The sequence below is a fragment of the Vibrio coralliilyticus genome (genome assembly GCF_024449095.1).
Classification (GTDB): domain Bacteria; phylum Pseudomonadota; class Gammaproteobacteria; order Enterobacterales; family Vibrionaceae; genus Vibrio; species Vibrio coralliilyticus_A.
The window spans coordinates 885543-911354 of record NZ_CP024627.1 but is presented as its reverse complement, the minus strand read 5'-3'; the positions used below and the strand labels follow the sequence as shown (position 1 = coordinate 911354).

The window sequence follows — 25812 nt, the reverse complement described above, 5'->3', positions numbered from 1 at the left end:
GTCCGCCGCCTAGAACCCGTCTGATTCACTATTCCAATAGTGAGGTTCGTCATCTGTCGACTTCTCTAACAATTCATTTGCCTTGGCAACCATATATTTCGGTTGCGCTATCACTATATCTTCCGGGACTCGCTGTCCGTTTGCGATATAAGCCACAGGTAACGAGTTTTGTACTACGACGCTCACAAACTCGCCCAGACTTAGCGATTCATCCAATTTAGTGAGGATACAACCCGACAGTGGGATCCTCTTGAAATGATCGATGGTCTCCTGCAGTACTTTTCGCTGTGCAGTCGCAGGTAGAACGAGATAGCTGTGTATCACTTCACCACTTTCGTGCATAAGCGTATCCAGTTGCTCTGACAGACGTACATCTCTCTGCCCCATACCTGCTGTATCAACCAGAATTAGGCGACGATTTCTCAATTGATATATTACATCGGCTAACTCTTTGGAATCTTTAGCAACTTTTACAGCGCATCCCATAATGCGTCCATAAATCGCTAATTGCTCATGAGCACCAATACGGTAAGTATCGGTTGTCACTAGAGCAACGTTATCTGGACCAAACTCCATGGCCGCTCTTGCGGCAAGCTTAGCCACCGTTGTGGTTTTGCCAACGCCAGTTGGTCCAAGAAGAGCAACCACACCACCACGCTTAAGAATGTCTTGTTTAGAAATAGGAATCTGATCGGATACCAAACCTAGTAAGGCTTTCCATGCTTTTGTTGGAGGAGTATCTTCTGGAATATAGCAAGCTAGCTGATCAGCAAGCTCAGCCGACACTCCCATGCGCTCAAGACGCTTAATCAACATGGCTCGCAGCGGCTCTCGGCGCTCGACTTCTTGCCACATTAACCCTGAAACTTGATGTTCAAGCAAACGACGAATTGAAGTCATCTCCTCGCGCATATCTTCGAGATCTTCATTACGTACATTTTGCTCTTCTGCACGGCTACGCTCGTAACGAGAGGGATCGAGGCGTGGCGCTGGTCGCTCTGCATTTCGGTCTTCAGCGATCAAACGAGCGAGTGGAGAGTCTTCTTTTAACTGAACTCCATTTTGCTCATGGCGCGCTGCTGATTGGCGTTTTAGCAATGCGGAGAGCGAGTCAGCACTTTCTACCTCTCTGCCATCAGCTTCATCTACACCATTGCTGTATTGTTTGAGCATATTGGCAAAACGCTTCGTCATTGAACGACCTGAATCAGCTTTAGTCTGCAGGCTTACGCGGTCTTCATCTAGTTGACGCTGCCTCGGTGTCGGTGCACTCTGCGTGTTTGCCGATGCTTGAGAATTGTTGTAGCGAGGTTGGGAGTTGTAGTTAGCGCTAGAGCGCGCTGCCGCCGTCTCATTGTCGACCGCAGCAACAATTTCTACACCACCTGCGACTTTTTTATTAGACATGATTACTGCATCATCGCCCAACTCCCCTTTTACTTGGAGTAGCGCGGTACGCATGTCTTTGGCAAAAAATCGTTTAATCTTCAAAGTAGATATCCGTCTATTAACGCATTAATGCTAGTTACCAACAGCTTGAACAATACGTATTTGTTTCTCGTCTGGGATTTCCTGATAAGAGAGTACGCGTAACGATGGAATTGTGTTCTTCACAAACTTAGCTAGTGTTGAACGCAATACGCCAGAGGTCAGAAGGACGGCGGGCTCCCCTTTCAACTCTTGCTCTTGAGTCGCTTGAGTTAAAGAAGATTGTAGCCGCTCAGCCAAACCTGGTTCGATACCTGCAGATTCTCCCCCAGATGCTTGCATTGTCTGATGCAATATTTGTTCCAGCTCAGGAATCAATGTAATGACTGGCAACTCTGGCTCTATTCCATTGATTTCCTGAACAATTAGTCGTTTCAACGAGATTCGAACTGCCGCTGTTAGTATGTCAGGTTCTTGACTCTTACTTGAATATTCAGCCAAGGTTTGGACGATAGTTCGGATGTCTCGGATAGGTACCGCTTCATTAAGCAAGTTCTGTAATACTTTCACGACGACACCAAGTTGAAGCTGATCCGGCACAAAGTTCTCGACCAGTTTAGGCGCACTACGCCCAAGCATTTCCAACAAGTTCTGTACTTCTTCATGGCCAATTAAGTTTGAAGCATTATTGGTCAGTAATTGGCTAAGGTGAGTCGCAAGCACTGTTGAAGAGTCGACCACGGTATAACCTAGCGCCTGCGCATGTTCACGCTGCTCATCTTTGATCCACACCGCCTCAAGGCCAAAGGCAGGATCAATCGTCGGTTCACCTTCCACCATGCCATACACCTGCCCTGGGTTAATGGCGAGTTCCATATCCGGACGAATTTCTGCCTCACCTACAGCCACCCCCATCAAAGTAATTCGGTAACTGTTTGGGGTCAGCTCAAGGTTGTCACGGATGTGGACTGCGGGAATGAGAAAACCGAAGTCTTGAGAGAGCTTTTTACGCACTCCCTTCACTCGCTCTAGCAGTTCTCCCCCTTGATCTTTGTCGACGAGCGGGATCAAACGGTAGCCGACTTCCAAACCAATAACATCAACAGGTTGTACATCATCCCACGATAGCTCTTTTGGCGTTGGAGCATCCTGTTCGGTTGTTGCTGGTAATTTAGCCTTTTCAGCGTCTTTCTTCTGTTTACGATGAATCCAGTACGCCCCGCCACCAGCCAGTATCGCCAGTAACAAGAAAGCAAAATGAGGCATGCCCGGCACAACCCCCATTACTCCTAATATACCTGCCGTGATCATCAGAGCTTTAGGGTTGTCAAACATTTGGAAGACAACTTGCTGGCCCATATCTTCGTCAGTGTTCTGACGAGTGACCATGATCGCCGCGCCAATCGAGAGTAATAGAGATGGAATTTGAGCAACAAGGCCATCACCGATGGTCAGCAAAGTATAGATTTGGATAGCCTCGCCAAACGCTAGTCCATACTGAGCCATACCAATCGACAAACCACCGATAATATTGATAAATAGAATCAAAATACCGGCAATAGCATCGCCTTTAACAAATTTTGACGCACCGTCCATCGAGCCATAGAAATCAGCTTCTTTAGTGACTTCTTGACGACGCGTTCTTGCCTGATCTTGATCGATTAGTCCCGCATTTAAGTCGGCATCGATCGCCATCTGCTTACCGGGTAAGGCATCTAAGGTAAAGCGAGCACTCACCTCAGAGATACGACCTGCACCTTTCGTCACAACCATAAAGTTGATGATCATCAAGATAAGAAATACGACTAAACCAACGGCATAGTTGCCACCAATCACGACACTACCAAAAGCTTCAATCACACTACCCGCTGCGCCCGTTCCCTCATGGCCATAGAGCAGTACAACACGGGTCGATGCAACGTTTAACGCCAAACGTAACAAAGTTGCAATAAGCAGTACCGTCGGAAAAGCCGCAAAGTCTAAAGGCCTACGGGTATAGACCGTCACGAGAAGGACAACCATCGCCAATGCGATATTGAACGTAAAGAATAAGTCGAGCAGGAATGGAGGTATCGGTAATACCACCATCGCCAGCGTCGCCAACACCATAATAGGCGCACCTACCGCTGGCATTGCTCTCTGAGGAATGGGAGGTAACTTATCCGCGAACGGCAACGTAAACTTCATAGAGGTGAAATCTATAATTTAACCAAAAAATTAAAGGACTTAGGCCGATATGCAAGTTTCAGTCCATAAGTCCTGTCAATTTTATGGCTACATTAAGATATGGTTATACTTGAAGCACTAACTCATTGAATTGGCGAGCTTCCCAATTAATCGTGAGAACGCACTAAGGTTGGATATTGAAAAGCAGTTCACCACGTCGTTTTGCTAAGTCATAGTCCACGCACACGATACCTGAGGTAGGAAACATCGGAGGCACCATATCCGGAACCAACTCTGCAGTGAGATACCCAACAAGCGGTAAATGTGACACCAACAATATTGATGCTAGCTCCTCTACCTCGGCTGTCGCTACTACATAGTCCGCCACTTGGTTGGACTCACCGTACGGTGTAATGTCTTCGCATGTTTGGATCTGTTTCGCACTAAAACTGCGTGAGATCTCTTGCCAAGTTTGCTGAGCACGTAAGTAAGGGCTAACTAATACTTTATCGAATTGTGCATAACCTTGCTCTGCGCATGCTCGGGCTACTGCCGCAGAGGCACTGCGCCCTCTCTCTGTCAGCGCACGCTCTGCATCAGTTGCTGCATAATGCTCAGCTTCCCCATGACGCATAATGAATATTTTCATGGCTTCTTCCTAAATCTGTGATCTTGTAATTATCATCATTGTTATTTTTATACGCTGATTTTTAGCACTTGTTTAAAAATAATTATATCAAGTACCTTGCTAAAGACTTCGACTTTCTTAACAATCTTAATGGACGGATTCATATTTTGTGTATGCTTATATTTCTCAAAGAGATAGTTGGCACTCATCCACATCGCGTACATACTAATACCTAAGCACCTTCAGCGGAGAAATACTTGTGCACATAAGCCCCAATGATACCAACCAATATCGCTACCTCACGTTGAAAAACGGGCTTAGAGTGTTAGCTATTCAAGATAAAGACGCGCAAAAATCAGCCGCAGCGTTAGCCGTCAATGTTGGGCACTTTGATGATCCAATGGATCGTCAAGGTCTTGCTCATTACTTGGAACATATGCTGTTTTTAGGGACAGAAAAATACCCTAAAGTTGGTGAATTTCAAAGTTACATTAACCAACATGGTGGCAGTAATAACGCATGGACTGGTACCGAACATACTTGCTTCTTTTTTGACGTCACACCTTCGGCTTTTGCCGATAGCCTCGACAGGTTTAGTCAATTTTTTACCGCCCCACTCTTTAATCCTGAGGCGCTCGACAAAGAACGCCAAGCGGTTGAATCTGAATACAAACTCAAACTAAACGACGACTCTCGAAGGCTGTATCAGGTCCACAAGGAGCTCGTCAATCCGAAGCATCCATTTGCCAAGTTCTCTGTGGGCAACCTAGAGACATTAGGTGACCGCGGCGGTCAATCTATTCGAGATGAAATCGTTGATTTCCATTATCAGCAATATTCCGCTGACTTAATGACATTGACTGTAATGGGCCCACAGCCGTTAGACGAACTAGAAAGTTGGGTCACCAAAAAGTTTTCAGCCATACCGACTCACAACCTCGCGGGTAAATCAATCGACGTCCCTTATACCGATGAAAACTCCACCCGTATCTTGGTCAATGTCGAACCGATTAAAGACATTCGCAAACTGATTTTGACCTTTCCCATGCCATGTATGGATGAACATTACCGTCAAAAGCCTCTGTCTTACTTTGCTCATCTTCTCGGCTACGAAGGTGACGGAAGCCTGATGCTCGAACTCAAAGAAGCCGGATGGATTACTTCCCTTTCAGCTGGTGGCGGAACCAGCGGAAGTAACTATCGAGAATTTACGGTTAGCTGCGCGTTAACCCCTGAGGGCATAGAGCATGTTGACGATATTGTTCAAGCTATATTCAGTTATTTATCGCTACTAAGCCGTGAAGGTTTTGACGAGTGGCGCTACCTCGAGAAGCAAGCCGTATTGGAATCTGCATTCCACTTTCAAGAACCCACCAGGCCACTCGATCTTGTCAGCCATTTAGTAGTTAATATGCAGCATTATGCGCCAGAAGACACCGTCTATGGCGATTTTATGATGACTGAATATAATGAAACACTGCTCAGAAGCCTTCTGCAATACCTAACGCCGGAGAATTTGCGTGTCACGCTGATTGCTCAAGGCTTATACTATGATAAACAAGCTCAGTGGTACGCATCCCCTTATTCAGTGTTACCGTTTTCATCGGAACAGCTAGCCAAATATAAAACACCAAGCGACTTGAACTTCGCGCTTCCACCTAAAAACCCTTTTATCTGTTATGACTTGGATCCTCAACCTGTTGAAGCTCTTTCTGACATTCCAGAAGTGATAGAAGAGCTACCAGGATTTAAGCTATGGCACTTACAAGATCATGAATTCAAGGTACCTAAAGGGGTTATATACGTCGCGATAGACAGTCCTCACGCCGTCGCTAACCCCAGAAATATTGTGAAAACTCGCTTGTGCGTGGAAATGTTCCTCGATTCTTTAGCCAAAGAAACTTATCAAGCTGAGATCGCAGGTATGGGTTACAACATGTATGCCCACCAAGGTGGAGTAACCCTAACACTTTCAGGCTTCAGTAAGAAACAACCAGAATTAATGAAAATGATCTTGGAGCGCTTTGCCAAACGTGACTTCAGTTCAAAACGCTTTGATACCATTAAGAATCAATTGTTGAGGAATTGGCGGAACGCGGCACAGGATAAACCTATCTCGCAACTTTTCAACGCTATGACGGGCCTGTTACAACCAAACAACCCTCCTTACGCTGATTTGCTCGAAGCCTTGGAAACCATCCATGTGAAAGAATTGGCTGAATTTGTGCAGGCAATACTCGCTGAGTTACATGTCGAAATGTTTGTCTACGGAGACTGGACTCGCTCTGATGCTATCCATCTTGGGACAACACTGAAAGACGCACTTAGAGTACACAACCAACAGTACGAAGAAGCACTGCGCCCTCTGGTGATGCTTGGCAAAAATGGGACTTTCCAGCGTTCAGTGGAGTGTAACCAAGAAGATTCAGCAATTGTCGTTTATTACCAATGCGATGATATAGAGCCACGCAATATTGCTTTGTATTCGCTGGCTAACCATTTGATGTCCGCAACTTTTTTTCATGAAATAAGAACCAAGCAGCAGTTGGGCTATATGGTCGGTACTGGCAACTTACCACTCAATCGTCATCCAGGTATTGTACTCTATGTACAATCACCCAATGCCGCACCTATCGATCTAATCAGCTCCATTGATGAATTCCTCAATGCTTTCTATATGGTGCTGCTTGAGCTGAATGAGTACCAATGGCATAGCAGCAAGCGAGGACTATGGAATCAGATCGCGACACCTGACACGACACTAAGAAGCCGAGCTCAACGCCTTTGGGTTGCGATAGGTAACAAAGACGATAACTTCAACCAGAAAGAAGTGGTATTAGAGGAACTGAAAACCTTAACTCGTGCAGATATGATCCGCTTTGTTGTCAATGAGCTCAAACCACGGACAGCAAATCGACTCATCATGCACACCCAAGGAAATGCACATCACGAGTCAGCACCACTGGACTTAGGCCTAGAAATAGGCTCAATAGAAGAGTTTCAACTTAGACCGAAGGATATTGACTTAGGCTGATTGTTCAGACTCGACAATTGTCTTTAATGAATGGGGGTGAAGCTTAATACACACACCCTCATACTTAAACGCCACTGTGGGGTTATTGAGCCGCTCACCCTCACCTTTCGGGCTAGATAACTTGATCTTCACTCCCTGCTCACTTAACTGTTCCCATTGCTTCGCCATTTCTGGCTGTATGCCCTTAATCTCCTGTAGATATTCCTCTGCTGTTTCAGCTTGCGAAGGCACAACAAACTCAACATGTTCCCAACTCTGTTGTGGGTAGCGTTTTCCCTCGGCCGGGTAAGGTAGCTCTAAGCATTCAATTGACCAATTTAACGCCTTCAATGGCTCAGTGAATTCAATCACGATGATCGGACGACCATTTATCACCGCATTTGATATTTCACAGCCTTCTTTTAACCACTCTTGATGAGCCAGTTTTGCCAATTCCAAGTCATTGATACGTAATGCAATATGATCCGCCTGAAAAGGACGTAAATTAATATGCAGTTTCTCGCTTAAACCTTGAATTTTATGCATAAAATCTTCAATCTTGCCTTTCATTTGTGAAGGCATCAATTCAGCATCCAATAGTCTTTGAGACATTTTCATTTATCCAAAACGTTGATTTTTCCGCAATACTAGCAAGAACCTAAGGAAAAGTAGAAAATTTCCCAGTTCACTCCCTATAAGAGAGGCAATAAAGTTGGTATTATGTGCGCCAATTTATGAACTCTACAGAGATATGCATTTATTCCACTAGAGTGGATATTATTCAGCCATAGCCATTGACTAAACTGAATATTTATATGCATATCCAACCAATTCCCAGAATTGAAGGAAGCGCGTGTGAATATCCAAGCACTTATTAACGACAAAGTATCTCAGGCTCTAGAAGCCGCTGGCGCACCGGCAGGTAGCCCTGCTGCAGTTCGCCAATCAGCAAAGCCTCAGTTTGGTGATTACCAAGCAAACGGCGTCATGGGTGTTGCTAAGAAACTCGGTACCAACCCACGCGAATTTGCTCAAAAAGTACTGGATGTTCTGGACCTTGATGGCATCGCTAGCAAAACAGAAATTGCTGGCCCAGGTTTTATCAACATCTTCTTGAGCGAAGAATTCCTTGCTAAACAAGCTGAGTCCGCACTATCTGACTCTCGTCTTGGTGTCGCGCCTGAAACTCAAAAGACTATTGTTGCTGACTACTCTGCGCCAAACGTGGCGAAAGAAATGCACGTTGGCCACCTGCGTTCAACTATTATCGGTGACGCCGTTGTGCGCACACTTGAATTTTTAGGCCATAAAGTCATTCGTGCTAACCACATCGGTGACTGGGGTACTCAGTTTGGTATGCTGATTGCGAACCTTGAGCGAGTGCAAAAAGAGTCTGGTGAAATATCAATGGAACTCGCTGATCTAGAAGCTTTCTATCGTGAATCGAAAAAGCTGTACGATGAAGACGAAGAATTTGCGCTAAAAGCTCGTAATTACGTGGTAAAACTACAAAGTGGTGATGAATACTGCGCTGAGATGTGGAAGAAGCTGGTTGATATCACCATGATCCAAAACCAGCGCAACTACGATCGTCTTAATGTCTCTCTAACTCGTGAGAACGTAATGGGTGAGAGCATGTACAACGACATGCTTCCTGGCATTGTGGCAGACCTGAAAGAACAAGGTCTTGCACAAGAAGATGACGGTGCACAAGTTGTGTTCCTTGAAGAGTACAAAAACAAAGACGGCGAGCCTATGGGTGTGATCATCCAGAAGCGTGACGGCGGCTTCTTGTACACCACTACCGATATCGCTTGTGCTAAATACCGCTACGAAACGCTAGGTGCAGACCGCGTATTGTACTTTATTGACTCACGTCAGCATCAACATTTGATGCAAGCTTGGACTATAGTTCGTAAAGCGGGCTATGTGCCAGAAGAGGTAACTCTTGAGCACCACGCTTTCGGTATGATGCTAGGTAAGGATGGCCGTCCATTTAAGACGCGTGCAGGTGGCACAGTTCGTCTGGCGGATCTACTAGACGAAGCAGAAGAGCGTGCAATCAAACTTATCGAGTCTAAGAACCCAGACTTAGAAACAGCTGAAAAGCAAAACATCGCGAATACGGTAGCGATGGCTGCTGTTAAGTACGCAGACCTGTCTAAGCACCGTACGACTGACTACGTGTTTGACTGGGATAACATGCTGGCCTTTGAAGGCAACACTGCCCCATACATGCAGTATGCTTACACGCGCGTTGCATCTATTTTTGCTAAAGCGGGCATCTCAATGGATGAGTTAGAGGGCGACATTAAGATCACCGAAGAGAAAGAGAAATCTCTTATCGCCAAGCTACTTCAATTTGAAGAAGCCGTGCAGTCAGTTGCTCGTGAAGGTCAACCACACATTATGTGTAGTTACCTATTCGAACTTGCTGGCCAATTCTCAAGCTTCTATGAAGCATGCCCAATTCTGAACACAGAAGATGAGTCTGTGAAACAGAGTCGTCTGAAGCTGGCAGCACTGACGGCGAAGACCATCAAACAAGGTCTTTCTCTGCTAGGTATTGATACACTAGAACGTATGTAAGCTAGGGCTTTAGCGATAGAAAATAAAGGTTGATGTGAAAGCATCAACCTTTTGTTTTTTCTGGCGTATACTGGCTAAAAATACTAATAGGAATGAATCATGAGTTTTGAACTCCATCCACAACTGACAAAGGATACTAACGTCATCGGTCACTTTCCTTTGACTATTGCTCTACTCCACAAGGACAACGCTGTTCCTTGGGTGATTCTTGTCCCTAAACGGGAAAGTCTTAAGGAGCTGCACCACCTGCCAATGCAAGATCAACAACAGTTCTTACTCGAATCACAAGCAGTAAGCCAAGCATTAGAAGCAACGTTTCGCCCAGATAAACTCAACTTAGGTGCGCTTGGAAATATGGTCCCACAGCTGCATATTCATCATATCGCTCGCTTCAAAGACGACATCGCTTGGCCCGGTCCCATTTGGGGTAACACCAACGGCGTGTTTCGTTCTGAGGAAGAACAACAAACCATGCTTTCTCGCATTCAAAACGTACTATCACTAAGTAGTCTGTTTCGAAAGGCATAAAAAAATGCCGCTGTTATCCAGCGGCATTGTTTACATTGTAACCGTGAGAGCAATCCCATCCGAACAATTCGCGGAGTAACGCACTCTCATCACCCTGTGAGCTTTATTCGTATCAACCAGTCTAGAGATCTGACCCTTCCTGATCCATACCGCCAGCATAGCATCGACACCATCCTCACTCAGCGCAAATTTCTTAGCAAGCTCTCTCTGACTTACACAGCCCTGCTGTTCGATATACTGTTTCAGCTCTCTCAGGATCATGCTGTTTGTGTCTCCACATAGAGTGTTTGTTTCTCACCTGCAGTTTTAAGAACGCGGTACGTTACCAAGGAGACAAGCAGGATACCAGCAATCCACGCTGAGCTATAAACAGGATGATCAGCAAAATGCATGACTTGGTAATATAAGGCTGCACCACCATAAGCTAAGCCCATTGTCCACGCAGCAATAAAACGCGCATACTTTTGACCAAACTCTCGTACATAAGCTCCCATAGCTGCCACACAAGGGGTGTAAAGCAGGATGAAGATCAAATAAGCAAAAGCCGCATGACTCGATGCAAAGTGCTGATTCAAGTTGCCAAAAATCGAGGCATCCACTTCCTGTTCCTCAGCAACCGTAGAGCTATCCGTTAAGTCACCGACTTCGATACCCAGTGGATCTGAATAGCTTAACCCTGCTAGATTATCAGGAATCGACATCACCGCCTCTTCTAAACTCGCCATCAAGTTAAACTCGGCTTCTTCACCTTCACTAGGCGCATAGAGATTATTCAGCGTACCTACAACCGCCTCTTTTGCGAAAATACCTGTAATGATACCTACCGTTGCTGGCCAGTTATCTTCTTTGACACCAATAGGAGCAAATACAGGTGTCACAACCTGAGAAACTTTAGACAATACGGATGTTTCACTGTCTTCATTACCAAATGAACCATCTGTACCAACAGAATTAAGAAAGCTGAGAATGGTGACCACAACGACAATGGTTTTGCCAGCCCCTAAAACAAATCGCTTAAGTTTCTGCCATGTTTTGATCAGAACATTTTGTACTGTAGGTAGCTCGTAATCTGGCATTTCCATCACTAAGCTATCGCTTGAACCCGGGTAAAGTGTGTGCTTCAACACTAGCCCTGTAAAAACAGCGGCTACTATACCCAGCAAATACAATGCAAACACAATATTTTGACCACTTTCTGGGAAAAATGCGGCAGCAAACAAAGCATATACCGGCAGGCGAGCACCACAGGACATAAATGGTGCCATTGATGCCGCTAACTTACGTTCGCGCTCTTGATCTAGGGTACGTGTTGCCATGATTGCCGGTACATTACACCCAAAGCCAAGTACTAGTGGAACAAATGCTTTGCCCGGTAAACCAATTTTTTGCATCACTTTATCAAGTACAAACGCTGCACGTGACATGTAGCCCGAGCTCTCAAGAACGGCAAGGAAAAGATAGAGGCAGGCAATCACTGGAATAAAGGTTGCCACCGTCTGAATCCCCCCACCAACGCCATCAGCAACTAAGGTGACAAGCCAAACAGGAAGGTGTTCGTCGAGTAAATAGTGCCCTCCATCAACCAATAAGGCACCAACACCAATATCAAAGAAATCAATGAACGCACTTCCGATGTTAATTGAGAACATAAACATCAGATACATAACCACAAAGAAAAACGGCACTCCAACCCACTTATTCAGGATGACGTTGTCCACCTTTTCGGTAAAACTATGACTGAGCTTTCCTTCTGTTCGGCGCACTCTTTTACACTGTTCATGTAAGAAGGTGTACTTAGTGTCGGCAACTAATAAATCAATATCCAGCTCTATCGATTGCTGAACATTGGCAATCATACTTCTCTCCTCTGAAGAGAGGCTATTGAGGACAAGCAAGTCTTGCTCTAATGCGCGAATTGAAAGCGCTCTTGCAGATACTTCAGAGTGGTTTTCAAAAATAGGTTGGATCTGCTCGATTGCATATTCAAAATCTGATTGGTAATGGATATTCAGCTCATCCAGCGCTACACCTTGGACAACAGCTTTATGTAAACGCTCTTTAAAGCGTTGAACCTGCCCATTATTATTCGCTGATAGCGCAAACACCGGACAACCCAACACTTTTTCTAGCGCTTTAATATCGATCGTCTGGCGTTCTCGTTTTAAAGCATCCATTTTATTTAACACGACCATCATAGGTCTGCCTAATTCACGTAGTTGAAGCGTCATATACAAGCTGCGCTCTAAACAAGTCGCATCAACAACATTAATAATCAGGTCCGCTGGATGAGTTAATACGGCACGAGAAGCAATGGACTCATCGATACTGTTACCATCATTGCCACTATCAAGCGCATAAATACCGGGTAAGTCAGTCAGCATGAATTCATCACCTGAATGGCGATATCGACCTGTTTTCTTTTCGACCGTAACTCCAGCCCAGTTACCGACTTGCTGCTTTGCCCCAGTCAGACCGTTAAACAGCGTGGTTTTGCCACTGTTTGGATTACCAACGGTTAAAATGTGGTACTTCATTAGCTAGCCTCCACAAGAATAGCGTTCGCAATATTGGTTCTCACCGCTAAAGAAACGCCACGCACTTCAACTTGAAGCGGATCGCCCATTGGTGCTTTGCGGATAAGCGTAACTGGTGTTTGCGGCAATAACCCCATAACCATGAGTTTTTTTCGGACATCGCTTGAAAGCTCAGAGAAACCAGTAATGGTTGCTTTTTGTCCTTGTGTTAGATCTGACAGTTTCATAGACAGGCCAATTAAAGATAAAAATGAGAAATATTATTATTAAGAATTTAGATATTAGCCCGTGTGAAATTTTTAAATCTTGTCTGAAATCAAACATTACATTTATGGAACGTCACTTTCGTTAATTAAAGCCTCGTTAATTCCGTTAAAAGCCATAATTAATGTCACTTAATCAGCTAGTTTCATTGAGTTCCTTTCATTCAAAAACAAAATAAAAACAATAAATATCAAAAACTTAAACCAAGTGTCGTTTTTATCATGTAACCTTGGCGTTAATTTTATAAGTAAAATAAGTCGATAGTTTTATAGTTAACCACGTCGACGAGGAAAGCTTCTTGAAGACATTGAATTCCAGAGGTGGTGCTACCGCACCACTCCGGCAGCAAGCGAAGGTGTCATTGACACCCGTGGTATAGTCCCCCCGGCTATACCACGATATTTTTTTCATCACGCATCACGCATCACGCATCACGCATCACGCATCACGCATCACGCATCACGCATCACGCATCACGCATCACGCATCACGCATCACGCAGAGTGTTCATTCAAACAACCTCAACACAACACTTTTTACTTAATGCAGAGAATCGCCTTAGATTACTGTTCTTGTTCTTCAATGAACTGAGAAGGGGAAACACCAAAACGATGTTTAAATCGCTGGCTGAAATAGGAAGGGTCATTAAACCCGCACTCGAATGCGACATCAGAGATCTTCTCTCCTGCAAGTAAACGTCGGCATGCATAGTCCAAACGTACTTCCGTGACGTAGTCCATAAACGTACGTTGTGTGGCGGTCTTAAATCGACGTTGCAAACTGCGTTCTGATACAAACATCTGCTTAGCGGCCAGAGCCGTGCCAAATTCAGGGTCTGAATAGTGTTTTATAACCAGCGCTTCGAGTTTTTCAACCCATGGATCTTTCTCTTTAGATTGCTCTTCGAATAATCCTGTATCAGTCAGATGAACGATCGAATTTTCTTCAAACTCATTACCTACAGGCCACACGCACTCGAGCAAATTTCTCTCATTTGAACTATATCGATGGAAACAACCTCCACTTTCTTTAACGAGAGACTCGATCTCATTCCATAGTTCTTCAGCTGATACTGAATCGCCATCAAGCTTTTTACCTTGTTCAGTGATAGAAAAATGGACTTTTCCATCCTCGACGCGGCAAGCCATCAAAACGACTTGTCCGCGATACATACGTTTGATCAGGTTATCAATCAGAAGATTAAACACACTATCCAAGTTAAACACGTCGAGCGTGACGTATATGTCTTTATCTTGATCCGAACTTATCTCAACAGATAAACCGGCTTTATTCAGTTCTTCTCGCCAACCATCCAACGCTGAGCGCAATACCAGAGACAAGTTGTACACTGGTAAGGCATCACCATTTGCCGCACGTACATTGAGGAGCAAATCTAATTCATGAATCATAAAGCTCATGAGTTGTTGCTTCCCTTGCTCCGATTCGGAAATGACTTGAGCTGCACAGCTTTGCAATCTTTCACGCAACGATTGCACCGACTGGCGGTAAAGAATACGCCTTATTTGGAGCTGCTTTCTTAATTGATCGTTGTTAGTGAGTAAAATTCGGCTTTGATGACGCAACTGGTTCGTCTTCAATGCAATCTGTGATTTTAACTCTTTATTCGTTCTCGCCATTATTCGTGAACGCCAATAAATTACTATCGCTAACAAAACTAAAGTAAGGGCAATATATGACAAGATCGCATACCCGCGTAAATACCAAGGCTCTTCAACCGAGAACACGAACGGATCGATCGCGCTTTGAGCCATGCCATTGCTGACCACTCGTGCTTCAAGTGCATAATGTCCTGGAAGAATATGCTCAATGGTTAGCTTCATTCCCTCAAGATCTTGCCACTCTTCCTGAGATCCGAGCCGGTATTGAAGCGCGACATGACTCACCTGAGGCAGCACTCCAAACTGAAAAGCAATTGGCTGCCCATACTTTACATGTGGGGCATTGAATAGGCTTCCACCAAGAGAAAATAGCTCTTGATTAGCAGTGACTTGGCTAATAATGGCCTGTACTTTCGGCGGATGACTCATACTCAGGCTTTGGGTATCAACCTTGACCAAGTTTCGCCTAGAACCAAGTAAGAGGTTTTGCTGACTTTCTGAGCCTAGACTGCATAAGCCTGATAGGAATTCGTTGTTTACTAAACCCAATGGCTCACCAAAATGTGCTGCAATTTCCCCATTGCTTGTATAACGAGTGAGCCCTGCAGAAGAAGTCATCCAAATACCTTTCCCACTGCTAAGCAAACACTTAGGGGTAATATGATTCTCTACCATACCTAGAGGTTCGAGTTGGAAACTGGCTAGATCTAATCGGTACAAACCGTAAGTACTCGCTACCCAAATTTCCCCTGTCTTACCTTCCTCTATGCTCACAACTCGCCCAAAGTGTTCCGAATCATCAATATAATGAATCTGACCATCAATCAGTACATAAGCGCCATGATCAGTACCAAGTACCAAACTGCCATCATCAGTAACGGACATTTGAGTAAGTTGTGCAGGTAAGTACTGATTCAGCATCCAATCTGAGCCATATTGCACCAGCTCACGATTGTTTGTATCGAAACGCCATAACTTATGGTCGCTGGCCCCCCAGACTCGACCTTGCTTATCCAGTTCTAGCAATTCAACCGATGAGGTCTTTAAAAAATTGGGCAAACTGTCTTTGAGCAATGCACCAGATACACTATCAATGCAAATGATGCCATTGTCAGTGGCTAGCCACAGCGTACCGTTATGCTCAATGACATTATTCACTCTGCCTTTATATACCAGTTTTCTGGAAGGTCTGCTATTGAGTTTAAGGGTATACACGCCCACACTAGTCACCATCCAAAATCCGCCTCGACTGTGCATACTCTTTAGCTGAATCAGCTTTTCCGACGTAGAGCCATGGTTGATCATCAAAGTTGGAAAGCGTTGAAAATGATGAGAAAACAAGGAAAAGTAATGAATTCCCCTCTCCGTAGCGATCCATATGCCGCCACGACGATCATTCAGCAATGAATAGACCTTTTCACCAGGCAAAGCATTGCTATACGTCAAGGTTCTCAAGGCATAGCGGCTCTCACTCGATCCGAAAGAATAAACCTGTAAGCCTGATTCGGTGCCCAGCCAGTATCCATCTTCTGTCTCAGCAATACTGAGAACATGACCTCCAGGTATGCGTTTGAGCGGTCCGTTAGGATGACTAATACTGAAAAGGATGGCTCCGCTTCGAGTCCCAACAACCAACTCTTGTCGCTTCTCAGAAAAATAGAGCGTTTCGATGTGATTTTTTCCAGAGCGAGGAGCATGCTCAAAATGATCCCCATCTGACAAGTACACACCTGAATTTGTTGCTAAAACCCATTTTGATTTAATGAGTTTGGCATCCGTGACACTGATTTCTGCCGACTGATTATACTGATACAGCTCCATTAAGGAGTATGAAGAAAAATCTCCGCTTTCAATATGATAGGTGTAAAAATTGGCAGTATCGGATACCCAAACATAACGTCCGGAAACCCCTATCCGTAAAATTTCCGTACCAGGGGTAAGACTAAACATGAGTTCTCGTGACTTACCCGGAGTAGTACGATAAATCTCATTACCAGCAAAAGACCAAAATGCGTTATCGAGAAACGCAATATGTGCTGGATTAAACTCAAGTGCGGAGCCTGATTTAGGCAAGATGTTTTGACCGTCAAAAAATAGCACTTGATTCCTGACATCCTGAAACCAAATACCACCATTTTCGGCAAGAAAAAGCTCTTTTGCCGCAAATGCCTTCCCCTTAGCCTGTGTCGGTAAGGGATAAAAGACCGATAAAGGAAGATCCATAGCGACGGCTAAACGAGCTATAAAATATAGTGCCAGAAAGCAAACGGCTCTTTTCACTCACAATTCCCTTGCATCCGCAGCCACAATACTCCAATAAGAGTGACAACATGGCTGCTTGATTGACGATATACAGTTCTATGTAGACAACGTCATTAAATTATTTTGTGCCAATAATTATCTTGTATTTAGACGGATAAACAAGATGTTGCTTCAAAGAATCCAGCTTTTCTTTTTCAATTACATCGAAAAAGGGAAGCATTGCGCTTCCCTAGGTTATTCATTAACCGATGTTTACTCGCCCAAACACTCCGTAAAGCTGTCGGTAATGGACTGAATGAAAGTAAAGTAGCTACCAGGCCCAACTGGAATCTCCGATCCGATAGGATCAAGAATACCTTGCTTTGCTTGACTTCCTCGCGTCACCGAATTCACAACTGCTGGAGTAAATTGAGGCTCAGCAAAGACACATTTAGCATCTCCTTTCGCTAATGCTTTTTTTATTTTTATCAGAGTTTTAGCTCCCGGTTTTCTTTCGGGACTTACCGTGAATTCACCTAAATGATTCAACCCATAATGCTGTTCAAAGTAGCCATAGGCGTCATGGAAAACGTAGTAACCAACATCCTTAATAGGCTCAAGTGCCGCACGCCATTTCTTGTCATACTCATTCGAGTTGCTTAAGAACGCTTGATAGTTGGCCTGATATGTTTCTTTGTTTTTAGGATCTAACTCACCTAGCTTTTTACTTATCGCTTCTGCCACTTGTATACTTTGCTCATAACCAAGCCAAAAATGTGGGTCATGCGAACCATGGTTGTGCCCATCATGATCATGATGACTGCCATCAAATTCACGCAACGCTATGCCCTCAATTTCACTGACCGTCAGCACATTTTTCTGTCCTTCTAACACCTTAGATAGAAATGGCTCTAAATCATGACCAAACCAAATGACTAAATCTGCTTTTCTGATCCTTTTCACATCAGAGGGTTTCAACGCATAGTCATGGGGAGAGGTATTTGAATCAAGCAATAATTCTGGCTCAGAAACACCTTGAGTGATCTCATAGGTAATCATTTGAATCGGCTTGATACTAGTCAGTATCTCGCTAGCATTAGCATTACCTATCGCAAAAATGGATAACAAAGGAATTAGATGTTTCATAAATCAATACCACTACTCTCTGGCGTTAAAGTTTGACAAATGTTACATTATAACAATAGTTATTTGCAAATGAGTTCCATTCATGTCGGCATTAGTCGAACTTCAACAAGTTTGCGTTCAGTTTGGTGAGCGTAAAGTTCTCGATAATATCAGCCTCAATATCAAACGAGGTGAGATAACCACTTTAATTGGCCCCAATGGCGCAGGAAAATCGACACTTGTAAAAGTGCTTTTAGGCCTTCAAAAAAAGTTCACAGGCTCTGTCAAACGATCCAAGGGCTTGAAAATTGGTTATGTCCCACAGAAGCTCAGGCTTAATGACTCACTCCCTCTAAACGTTAAACGCTTTATGAAGCTGGCAGGTAAATACAGCGAACAAGAATTACAAGATGCGCTAAAGCTTGTCGGCGCAGAGCACCTGATAAAGTCTAATATGCACTCGCTATCGGGAGGAGAGAATCAACGCATTCTACTGGCGAGGGCTTTGTTACAACGGCCTGATCTATTAGTACTGGACGAGCCAGCTCAAGGGGTCGATGTTCAAGGACAGATTGATTTGTACGACTTGATTGACACCATTCGCCATCGCTTTAGCTGTGCTGTATTCATGGTCTCGCACGACTTGCATCTAGTGATGGCAAAAACGGATGATGTGATCTGTTTGCATCATCATATTTGTTGTTCAGGAGCCCCTGCCGATATCACCAAACACCCAAGCTACATTGCTTTATTCGGTGAAGTGCGTAGTGAATCTCTCGCCTTCTACCATCACCAGCATCAACACCATCATCATGATCTCGCGGGTGATCCCGTTTCAGGTGAAGCGTCTACTTGTTCCCATCATTCACACGGTCATCACCATGATTGAGTTTTTGTTACCTTCTATTCTAGCCGGCCTTGGCATCGCAGCTATCGCCGGCCCACTTGGTTCGTTTGTCGTCTGGCGCAAAATGGCCTACTTTGGCGATACCTTAGCACACGCATCACTGATGGGGCTTGCTCTTGGCTTCTTACTCGACGTCAATCTTTATTTTGCTTTGATCGTCTGCTGTCTTGCACTCGCTTTCATTTTGGTAGCGCTGCAAAGACAGCAATTAGTCGCCACTGACACCTTGTTAGGCATTTTAGCTCACAGTGCACTCTCTTTAGGCTTAGTGGCGGTTAGCTTCCTAGACAATGTTCGTATTGATTTAATGAGCTACCTATTCGGTGATTTACTCGCAGTGACTCCCACCGATCTTGTTTATATCTATGCGGGAGCCGCGCTTGTGTCCGTCATATTGTTTTGTTTTTGGCGTTCACTGTTGGCCACAACGGTCAACGAAGATTTAGCTGCCGTTGAAGGGCATAATGTTGACTTAATGAGACTTATTCTGATGATTATGGTTGGTTTAGTCATCGCAATTGGTATGAAGTTTGTGGGGGCGCTCATCATGACATCGCTTTTAATCATTCCCGCAGCCACAGCGCGACGTTTCTCCAAAACACCTGAACAAATGGCGTTCATGGCCTCTTGTATTGGCGCAATAGCCGTTCTACTTGGATTAAGTTTGTCATGGCACTATGACACCCCTGCAGGCCCTTCCGTTGTCATCAGCGCAGCGGCCATGTTTATGTTGACCCAGTTATATCGTATCAGATACTAAAGATTGGAGATAAAAGAAGGGCTGACGCATTGCATCAGCCCTTCTTGTTTATGTGTCGCTTGCAGCCAAAGCTCTCTTTAAGCCCCTTCGTTATGCAACTCAAGATTAGCCAAGTCCTGTTGAATCTCTCGCTGGATCTTAGCATCGTCACTACGCAAAGACTGTAGGAAGTCCAGATACTGCTGGTCAATATCGCCCGTTACGTATTCACCATTAAAAACCGACGTTTCAAATTTGGTGATGTCTGTGTTGCCCATTCCAACAGCTTTCACTAGGTCATCCAGAGTTTGGAAAATCAACTCATCCGCACCAATTTGCTTACATATTGCATCGTTGTCACGCCCATGAGCGATGAGTTCATTCGCACTAGGCATATCAATGCCATACACATTAGGGAAGCGAATTTCAGGTGCGGCTGAAACCATAAAGACTTTCTTCGCGCCTGAATCACGTGCCATTTCAATGATTTGTTCTGATGTGGTGCCACGAACAATTGAATCATCAACAAGTAAAACATTTTTATCTTTAAATTCTGAACGAATTGCATTCAGCTTTCGACGTACCGACTTTTTACGCTGCTGCTGCCCCGGCATGATGAAGGTACGGCCAACGTAGCGGTTTTTCACAAACCCTTGACGGTAAGGTTTATCGATAGCTTGTGCGATCTGTAGTGCAATATCACATGAGGTCTCTGGAATCGGGATAACCACATCGATATCGAGATGACTGAAATCATCACGAATACGCTCACCTAACTTTTTACCCATTTCAACACGAGCACTGTAAACTGAAATCTTATCGATAAATGAGTCTGGACGTGAGAAATAGACAAACTCAAAAATACATGGATTCAAAGCTGGGTTATCAGCACACTGCTTGGTATGTAACTGGCCGTCAAAAGTCGCATAAATGGCTTCGCCCGGTGCTACGTCACGAATGAAATCAAAGCCAACAGCATCCAGTGCCACAGACTCCGATGCCACCATATATTCAGTCGTATCTCCAACTACACGCTTACCAAGGCAAAGAGGACGGATTCCATTTGGGTCACGGAAAGCTATCATGCCGTGACCAATGATCATCGCTGATACTGCATAAGCACCGCGAATCGTGCGATGTACGTTCGTCACTGCGCGAAAAACATCTTCTGCTGTGACATTTCCCTTTACAGTATCAATCTCGTGAGCAAGCACATTGAGTAAAACTTCAGAGTCAGAGGTCGTATTCACATGACGGCGATCTTTCTCAAACAGTTTCTCACGCACTTCCGCCGAGTTAGTTAAATTACCATTGTGAGCGAGCGTAATACCAAAAGGAGAGTTTACATAGAAAGGTTGAGCCTCTGAAGCACTTGAGCTACCTGCTGTTGGGTAGCGAACATGGCCAATTCCGACCGTTCCCTGAAGGCGTTGCATATGTTTAGCTTCAAACACATCCTTAACTAAACCATTCGCCTTCCTCAGACGAAAACGATTGCTTTCTATGGTACAAATACCCGCGGCATCTTGGCCACGATGCTGCAACACAGTCAGTGCGTCATAGATAGACTGGTTTACAGGCGTTGTACCCACGATTCCAACAATACCACACATGTCCTAATCCTCGATTTGCGACAATGGCTGGCGCGCTATAGCGCGCCAGATAAGAAACTCGATGTTGCTTGCAAGTGCTCGAAGAAAGGCGCAATGATACGGCTAAACTCTGGTACCAATTGCGAGCTTCTCCACCACTCTGAGTCTGGAAACGACGTAAACGCATCCATAAAAAATAATGCAGCAGAAACAATCAGGACACCGCGTAAGCCGCCAAAGACGACACCAAGTACTCTGTCTGTTCCCGACAAACCTGTTTTCTGTACCAACTGAGCAATGACATAGTTGACTATAGCCCCTACTATCAAAGTTGAAACAAACAAGGCTGCAATCGCTGCTCCGTTACGAAACATGTCGTCTTGGATATTGGAAAAGTACACCGCCAATTTTGCGTAGTACTGACTGGCGATAAAAAACGCCCCAAACCAGATAACCAAAGACAATGCTTCTTTTGCAAAGCCACGAATTAAACTGATCAATGCCGACAGGCCGATCACACTTAAAATGACAATATCTAACGAATTCATCTGTTCTTACATCTTAAGTTGGCGCGCATTTTAACAGAAAAAACGCTGACGCAAACGTTTTCTTATGGATTTAATGGTTTAAATTTGAGCAATCGACCTTTTGAACCAGTAATTTTCTCCAGTTCCACAACTTGTCTCTCTAACTTACTCTTTGAGATGTCAGGGCCAATAATGACACGAGTGAAGCCATTTTCGAGTTTGGTGTGTGCTTGATAACCACGCTTTTGAAGATCCTTGACTACGTTCTTCGCATTTTCAGCATTCTTCAGTGCCATCAGCTGAATTATCCAAGCACTGTCCTGATATTCGTTGCGTTCAGGAACCTCTTTAACTGCGACTGGGAGTGGTTCGTCATTCACTTTTTCAGCGGAAGCTGGGGCCTCAACTTCTTGTGCAATAACTTCAACCGGCGTTTCAGGCAGGCTTGCTGAATCATCTATCGGTTCTAAAACTTCAAAGCTTTCTACATCGCTATCAAGCTCTGGTTTAATAGGAATGCTAGCAATCTCTTCTTTGTAATGTGTTTTCTTACCATCGAGGACATCCGGTAATACGATGACGCCGATTGCGACCAGAATAATGGTGCCAACCAAGCGGTTTTGAAATTTACTCGCCATTTACTCTCCTTGGCTCTGCCAGTACTCAAGGACTTCACCCACAGTATGGAATGAACCCAACACTAAGATGACATCTTTACTCTGTGCGTTTGTCATCGCGGCTTTAAAGGCGTCAACAGGGCTATCATAACGCTGATTATTTTCAGGTAAGAATACACAAAGTTCATCGGCACTCGCCGCTCTTGGACCTTGTAATGAGGCAGGGTACCACTGGCTAGCAATAGGCGATAAAACTTCCAGAGTGGCTTTAATATCCTTGTCATGCAACATAGCAACAACAGCGTGGACCTTCTTGCCGGAGTATTGTTCCTGAATTTGACCGAATAAATACTCTGCCGAGTGAGGGTTATGCGCAACGTCAAGAATAATGGTTGGCTCTGTACTGACAATCTGCATTCTTCCAGGTAGCTGGGCTTCTCTTAACCCTTTGACTATATTGATATCGGAGATATCCAGATTTGCTGAAGCTAGCGCCATCAATGCGGTGGCTGCGTTCTGCAGTGGCAAGCCAGGGATAGGAAGTGCGTCAAGTTCATAGGGGCCATGACTCCAACGCCAAGTATTCTCATCCTCAATGTGGTAGTTGTATTGGATTCCAACCTGAAACAACTCCGCACCAATATCATCAGCATGCGCTGCCACAGTAGATGGCGCTTTAGGCTGACCACAGATTGCAGGCTTACCACTTCGGTAAATACCTGCTTTCTCATAGCCAATCACATTAATGTCATCACCGAGCCAGTCAACATGGTCTACTGCTAAGCTGGTAATCACGGATACGTCGTGCTCAACAACATTCGTTGCGTCCAGTCTCCCGCCTAAACCAACTTCAAGTAAGACAATATCAACGTTTTCAGTTTGAAAGAGACGTAATGCTGCAAGTGTCCCGTATTCGAAGAAGCTTAGGCTAATATCACCGCGCTGATTTTCTACAAAGGCGAAAGCCTCAGTGTGCTTTTCATCCTCTAGATCTTGACCATTAATACGAACACGCTCGTTATAACGAATAAGGTGTGGCGAGCTATAGACACCAACAGAATATCCAGCATCAAGCAAAATAGCTTCCATCAGTGCACAGGTCGAACCTTTGCCATTGGTACCGGCAACAGTAATAACTTTTGGGGCAGGCTTAACTAGGTTAGCTTTTTCAGCGACAGTTTGGACACGCTCTAAGCCAAGGTCGATTGCAGAAGTGTGTATGGTGGTTAAATAATCAAGCCACATCGCAAGAGAGGATGTGGCTTGAGGAATTTGGGTTTGACTCATCTAACTCTAAACCAAGTAATTGTGGTTGTTTGTTAGTATGTTACTTTACCCTTTTTCGTCCGCTTCTGGTACAGAATAAGCAGCTTCATTTTGTGAATCGTTCACAGAAACTACCAGAGGCGAGGGTTGATTGGTCATTTTAGCGATCAAGCTCCCCACACGCTGGCGCATTTCGCGGCGATCAACAATCATGTCGATCGCACCATGCTCAAGCAAGAATTCGCTACGCTGGAAACCTTCTGGCAGATCTTCACGTACTGTCTGCTCAATAACACGGCGACCAGCAAAACCGATCAATGCTTTTGGCTCACCAATATTCACATCACCAAGCATCGCGAGACTTGCCGACACACCACCCATGGTTGGGTCTGTCATTACTGAGATAAACGGTAAGCCATTCTGAGAAAGACGCTCTAAAGCCGCACTCGTCTTCGCCATTTGCATCAGAGACATAAGCGCCTCTTGCATACGTGCACCACCGCTTGCAGAAAAACAAACTAAACCACAGTTGTTCTCTATCGCTGCCTCGACCGCACGAACAAAACGAGCACCAACGACGGAGCCCATCGAACCACCCATGAACGAAAACTCAAATGCACAAGCGACGATAGGTAGACCTAACAGTTCACCTTTCATTACAACAAGCGCATCTTTCTCACCGCTACTCTTTTGTGCAGCAGAGATACGATCTTTGTATTTTTTCGAATCTTTGAACTTCAGCTTGTCTTGTGGCTCAAGTTCATCCGCTAATTCTATGCGGTTGTCTTCGTCCAGAAATGTTTCAAGGCGACGACGAGCCTTCATACGCATGTGATGATCACATTTTGGACACACTTCTAGGTTACGCTCTAGTTCAGCGTGATAAAGCACTTGTTCACAAGACGTACACTTAGTCCAAACACCTTCTGGAATGGACGCTTTACGTGAACTAACAATGTTGCTTTTTTCTAAAATCTTTTCAAGCCAACTCATGGAAGACCTTTTTCTCTACATCGCCTCCGCACGGTGCGAAGGACAAAAATTCTGAATTTACGCGAGAGGATTAAAGCATATAAAATGCCAAGTGTAGACAAAAAACTGGTTGTACCTATTTCTTACACTAATGTCTCACGCCCTAAAGAACTGATTAGTTGGACAATTTAACACGGTTTAGTTCAAATTGTCTGGCAAAAATAGTGGCCCAATAGGCACTCTCGGCAATCCAAACTCTTCAGGGTAATCCACATCTACCAAGTAGAGCCCCTCAGCCTTAGCGGTTGCACCTGCCAGTTTGCGATCTTTTACTTCCAACAGCCAGTTTAACCATTCAGGCGGCTGCTCGCCACGCCCAACACATATCAAACTGCCGGTAATATTGCGAACCATGTGGTGAACAAACGCATTGGCTTTGATATCGATGACAACATACTGACCATGGCGAGTCACATTAAGATGCATCATATTTCGCCATGGACTTCTTGACTGACAATGCACGGCACGAAATGACGTAAAGTCATTTTCACCCAACAAGTACTGGCCCGCTTCGTGCATTTTTTCTGCATCAAGCTCACCATGATAATGACTCACTCCAGATGACAAAATACCAGGTCGCAGAGCACTATTGAATATGATGTAGCGGTAACGACGAGCAGTCGCAGAAAACCGAGCATGGAACTCTTCAGGAACTTCTTTCGCCCATCGAACTGCAATATCGCTGGGTAGATTTGCGTTAGCTCCCATTGTCCAAGCCACTGTTTTTCGGCTAGCCGTGGTATCGAAATGAACAACTTGCCCGGTGCCATGCACTCCCGCATCTGTACGACCTGCACACTGAACTTCTACTGGGTGGTTTGCTACGATACTCAGTGCACGTTCCAGCTTTTCCTGAACACTTGTCACTTCTTTCTGACGCTGCCAGCCGAAGTACTGAGTGCCATTGTACTCAATACCTAATGCAATTCTCATCGGGGTGCTCTCTTAAAAAATTGGGCGGGAAGTATAAACATTTTTGCTCAAAAAGATAAAGGGG

At 44.7% G+C, this 25812-nt stretch carries 20 protein-coding genes; 5 read left to right on the top strand and 15 right to left on the bottom strand.

What is annotated here, in order from left to right; translation table 11 throughout:
- Positions 1–9: 9 nt before the first annotated feature.
- The 3 genes from flhF to sixA all read right to left on the bottom strand — a co-directional run bounded on the left by flhF (position 10) and on the right by sixA (position 4243).
- The gene (gene flhF / locus CTT30_RS04125; RefSeq protein WP_252036110.1) at positions 10–1491 is read right to left on the bottom strand and encodes a flagellar biosynthesis GTPase FlhF; all 1482 of its coding nucleotides are present in this window, start codon (positions 1489–1491) and stop codon (positions 10–12) included.
- Between the two features lie 30 nt (positions 1492–1521).
- Positions 1522–3615 carry a flagellar biosynthesis protein FlhA gene (gene flhA / locus CTT30_RS04120; RefSeq protein ID WP_239836875.1) on the bottom strand — a complete coding sequence of 698 codons (2094 nt, stop codon included), beginning with the start codon at positions 3613–3615 and terminating at the stop codon, positions 1522–1524.
- Between the two features lie 163 nt (positions 3616–3778).
- Positions 3779–4243: a phosphohistidine phosphatase SixA gene (gene sixA, locus CTT30_RS04115; RefSeq protein WP_239836876.1), complete on the bottom strand. Its 465-nt coding sequence runs from the start codon at positions 4241–4243 to the stop codon at positions 3779–3781.
- Positions 4244–4481: 238 nt separating this feature from the next.
- On the opposite strand from sixA, the gene CTT30_RS04110 reads away from it, so the two are divergent.
- Entirely contained in the window at positions 4482–7256 is a 2775-nt protein-coding gene (locus tag CTT30_RS04110) for an insulinase family protein (protein ID WP_252036109.1), read from the top strand.
- Here the strand turns inward: CTT30_RS04110 and CTT30_RS04105 are convergent.
- A complete protein-coding gene (locus tag CTT30_RS04105) occupies positions 7248–7847 on the bottom strand; it encodes a VOC family protein (RefSeq protein ID WP_252036108.1) in 600 nt (199 codons plus the stop codon). The two genes, CTT30_RS04110 and CTT30_RS04105, sit on opposite strands and share 9 nt — an antisense overlap.
- Positions 7848–8090: 243 nt before the next feature.
- Between CTT30_RS04105 and argS the strand changes: the two genes are divergently transcribed.
- Together argS and CTT30_RS04095 are read left to right on the top strand one after the other, a co-directional pair.
- Complete coding sequence (argS, locus tag CTT30_RS04100) at positions 8091–9824, top strand: arginine--tRNA ligase (RefSeq protein WP_239876373.1); 1734 nt, start codon at positions 8091–8093, stop codon at positions 9822–9824.
- A gap of 99 nt (positions 9825–9923) precedes the next feature.
- Entirely contained in the window at positions 9924–10352 is a 429-nt protein-coding gene (locus CTT30_RS04095) for an HIT family protein (RefSeq protein ID WP_252036107.1), read from the top strand.
- Between the two features lie 30 nt (positions 10353–10382).
- On the opposite strand, the gene CTT30_RS04090 is transcribed toward CTT30_RS04095, so the two are convergent.
- The 5 genes from CTT30_RS04090 to znuA form a co-directional block, all read right to left on the bottom strand.
- Positions 10383–10613, bottom strand: coding sequence for a FeoC-like transcriptional regulator (locus tag CTT30_RS04090; RefSeq protein WP_239836881.1), 231 nt, complete (start codon positions 10611–10613; stop codon positions 10383–10385).
- Complete coding sequence (gene feoB / locus CTT30_RS04085; RefSeq protein WP_252036106.1) at positions 10610–12886, bottom strand: Fe(2+) transporter permease subunit FeoB; 2277 nt, start codon at positions 12884–12886, stop codon at positions 10610–10612. Before feoB ends, CTT30_RS04090 begins: the two co-directional genes overlap by 4 nt.
- A complete protein-coding gene (locus CTT30_RS04080; RefSeq protein WP_239836883.1) occupies positions 12886–13113 on the bottom strand; it encodes a FeoA family protein in 228 nt (75 codons plus the stop codon). Before CTT30_RS04080 ends, feoB begins: the two co-directional genes overlap by 1 nt.
- A gap of 600 nt (positions 13114–13713) precedes the next feature.
- Positions 13714–17049, bottom strand: coding sequence for a helix-turn-helix domain-containing protein (locus CTT30_RS04075; protein ID WP_252036105.1), 3336 nt, complete (start codon positions 17047–17049; stop codon positions 13714–13716).
- A 234-nt stretch (positions 17050–17283) separates the two neighbouring features.
- The gene (gene znuA / locus CTT30_RS04070) at positions 17284–18156 is read right to left on the bottom strand and encodes a zinc ABC transporter substrate-binding protein ZnuA (RefSeq protein ID WP_252036104.1); all 873 of its coding nucleotides are present in this window, start codon (positions 18154–18156) and stop codon (positions 17284–17286) included.
- 82 nt (positions 18157–18238) lie between these two features.
- Between znuA and znuC the strand changes: the two genes are divergently transcribed.
- A complete protein-coding gene (gene znuC, locus CTT30_RS04065; RefSeq protein ID WP_239867626.1) occupies positions 18239–19024 on the top strand; it encodes a zinc ABC transporter ATP-binding protein ZnuC in 786 nt (261 codons plus the stop codon).
- A complete protein-coding gene (znuB, locus tag CTT30_RS04060; protein ID WP_239836887.1) occupies positions 19017–19802 on the top strand; it encodes a zinc ABC transporter permease subunit ZnuB in 786 nt (261 codons plus the stop codon). The genes znuC and znuB overlap by 8 nt, the downstream gene beginning before the upstream one ends.
- Before the next feature lie 77 nt (positions 19803–19879).
- On the opposite strand, the gene purF is transcribed toward znuB, so the two are convergent.
- From purF to truA, 6 genes are all read right to left on the bottom strand, one after another.
- The gene (gene purF / locus CTT30_RS04055; RefSeq protein WP_239836888.1) at positions 19880–21394 is read right to left on the bottom strand and encodes an amidophosphoribosyltransferase; all 1515 of its coding nucleotides are present in this window, start codon (positions 21392–21394) and stop codon (positions 19880–19882) included.
- A gap of 35 nt (positions 21395–21429) precedes the next feature.
- Positions 21430–21921 (bottom strand): CvpA family protein, encoded by a 492-nt coding sequence (locus CTT30_RS04050; RefSeq protein WP_045975311.1) that lies wholly within the window; start codon positions 21919–21921, stop codon positions 21430–21432.
- Between the two features lie 62 nt (positions 21922–21983).
- Positions 21984–22538, bottom strand: a complete 555-nt coding sequence (locus tag CTT30_RS04045; protein ID WP_239836889.1) for an SPOR domain-containing protein — start codon at positions 22536–22538, stop codon at positions 21984–21986.
- Positions 22539–23804, bottom strand: a complete 1266-nt coding sequence (gene folC / locus CTT30_RS04040; RefSeq protein WP_252036103.1) for a bifunctional tetrahydrofolate synthase/dihydrofolate synthase — start codon at positions 23802–23804, stop codon at positions 22539–22541.
- A 45-nt stretch (positions 23805–23849) separates the two neighbouring features.
- Positions 23850–24776 carry an acetyl-CoA carboxylase, carboxyltransferase subunit beta gene (accD, locus tag CTT30_RS04035; RefSeq protein WP_252036102.1) on the bottom strand — a complete coding sequence of 309 codons (927 nt, stop codon included), beginning with the start codon at positions 24774–24776 and terminating at the stop codon, positions 23850–23852.
- 177 nt (positions 24777–24953) lie between these two features.
- Positions 24954–25748 carry a tRNA pseudouridine(38-40) synthase TruA gene (gene truA / locus CTT30_RS04030; protein WP_239836892.1) on the bottom strand — a complete coding sequence of 265 codons (795 nt, stop codon included), beginning with the start codon at positions 25746–25748 and terminating at the stop codon, positions 24954–24956.
- Between the last annotated feature and the right edge of the window lie 64 nt (positions 25749–25812).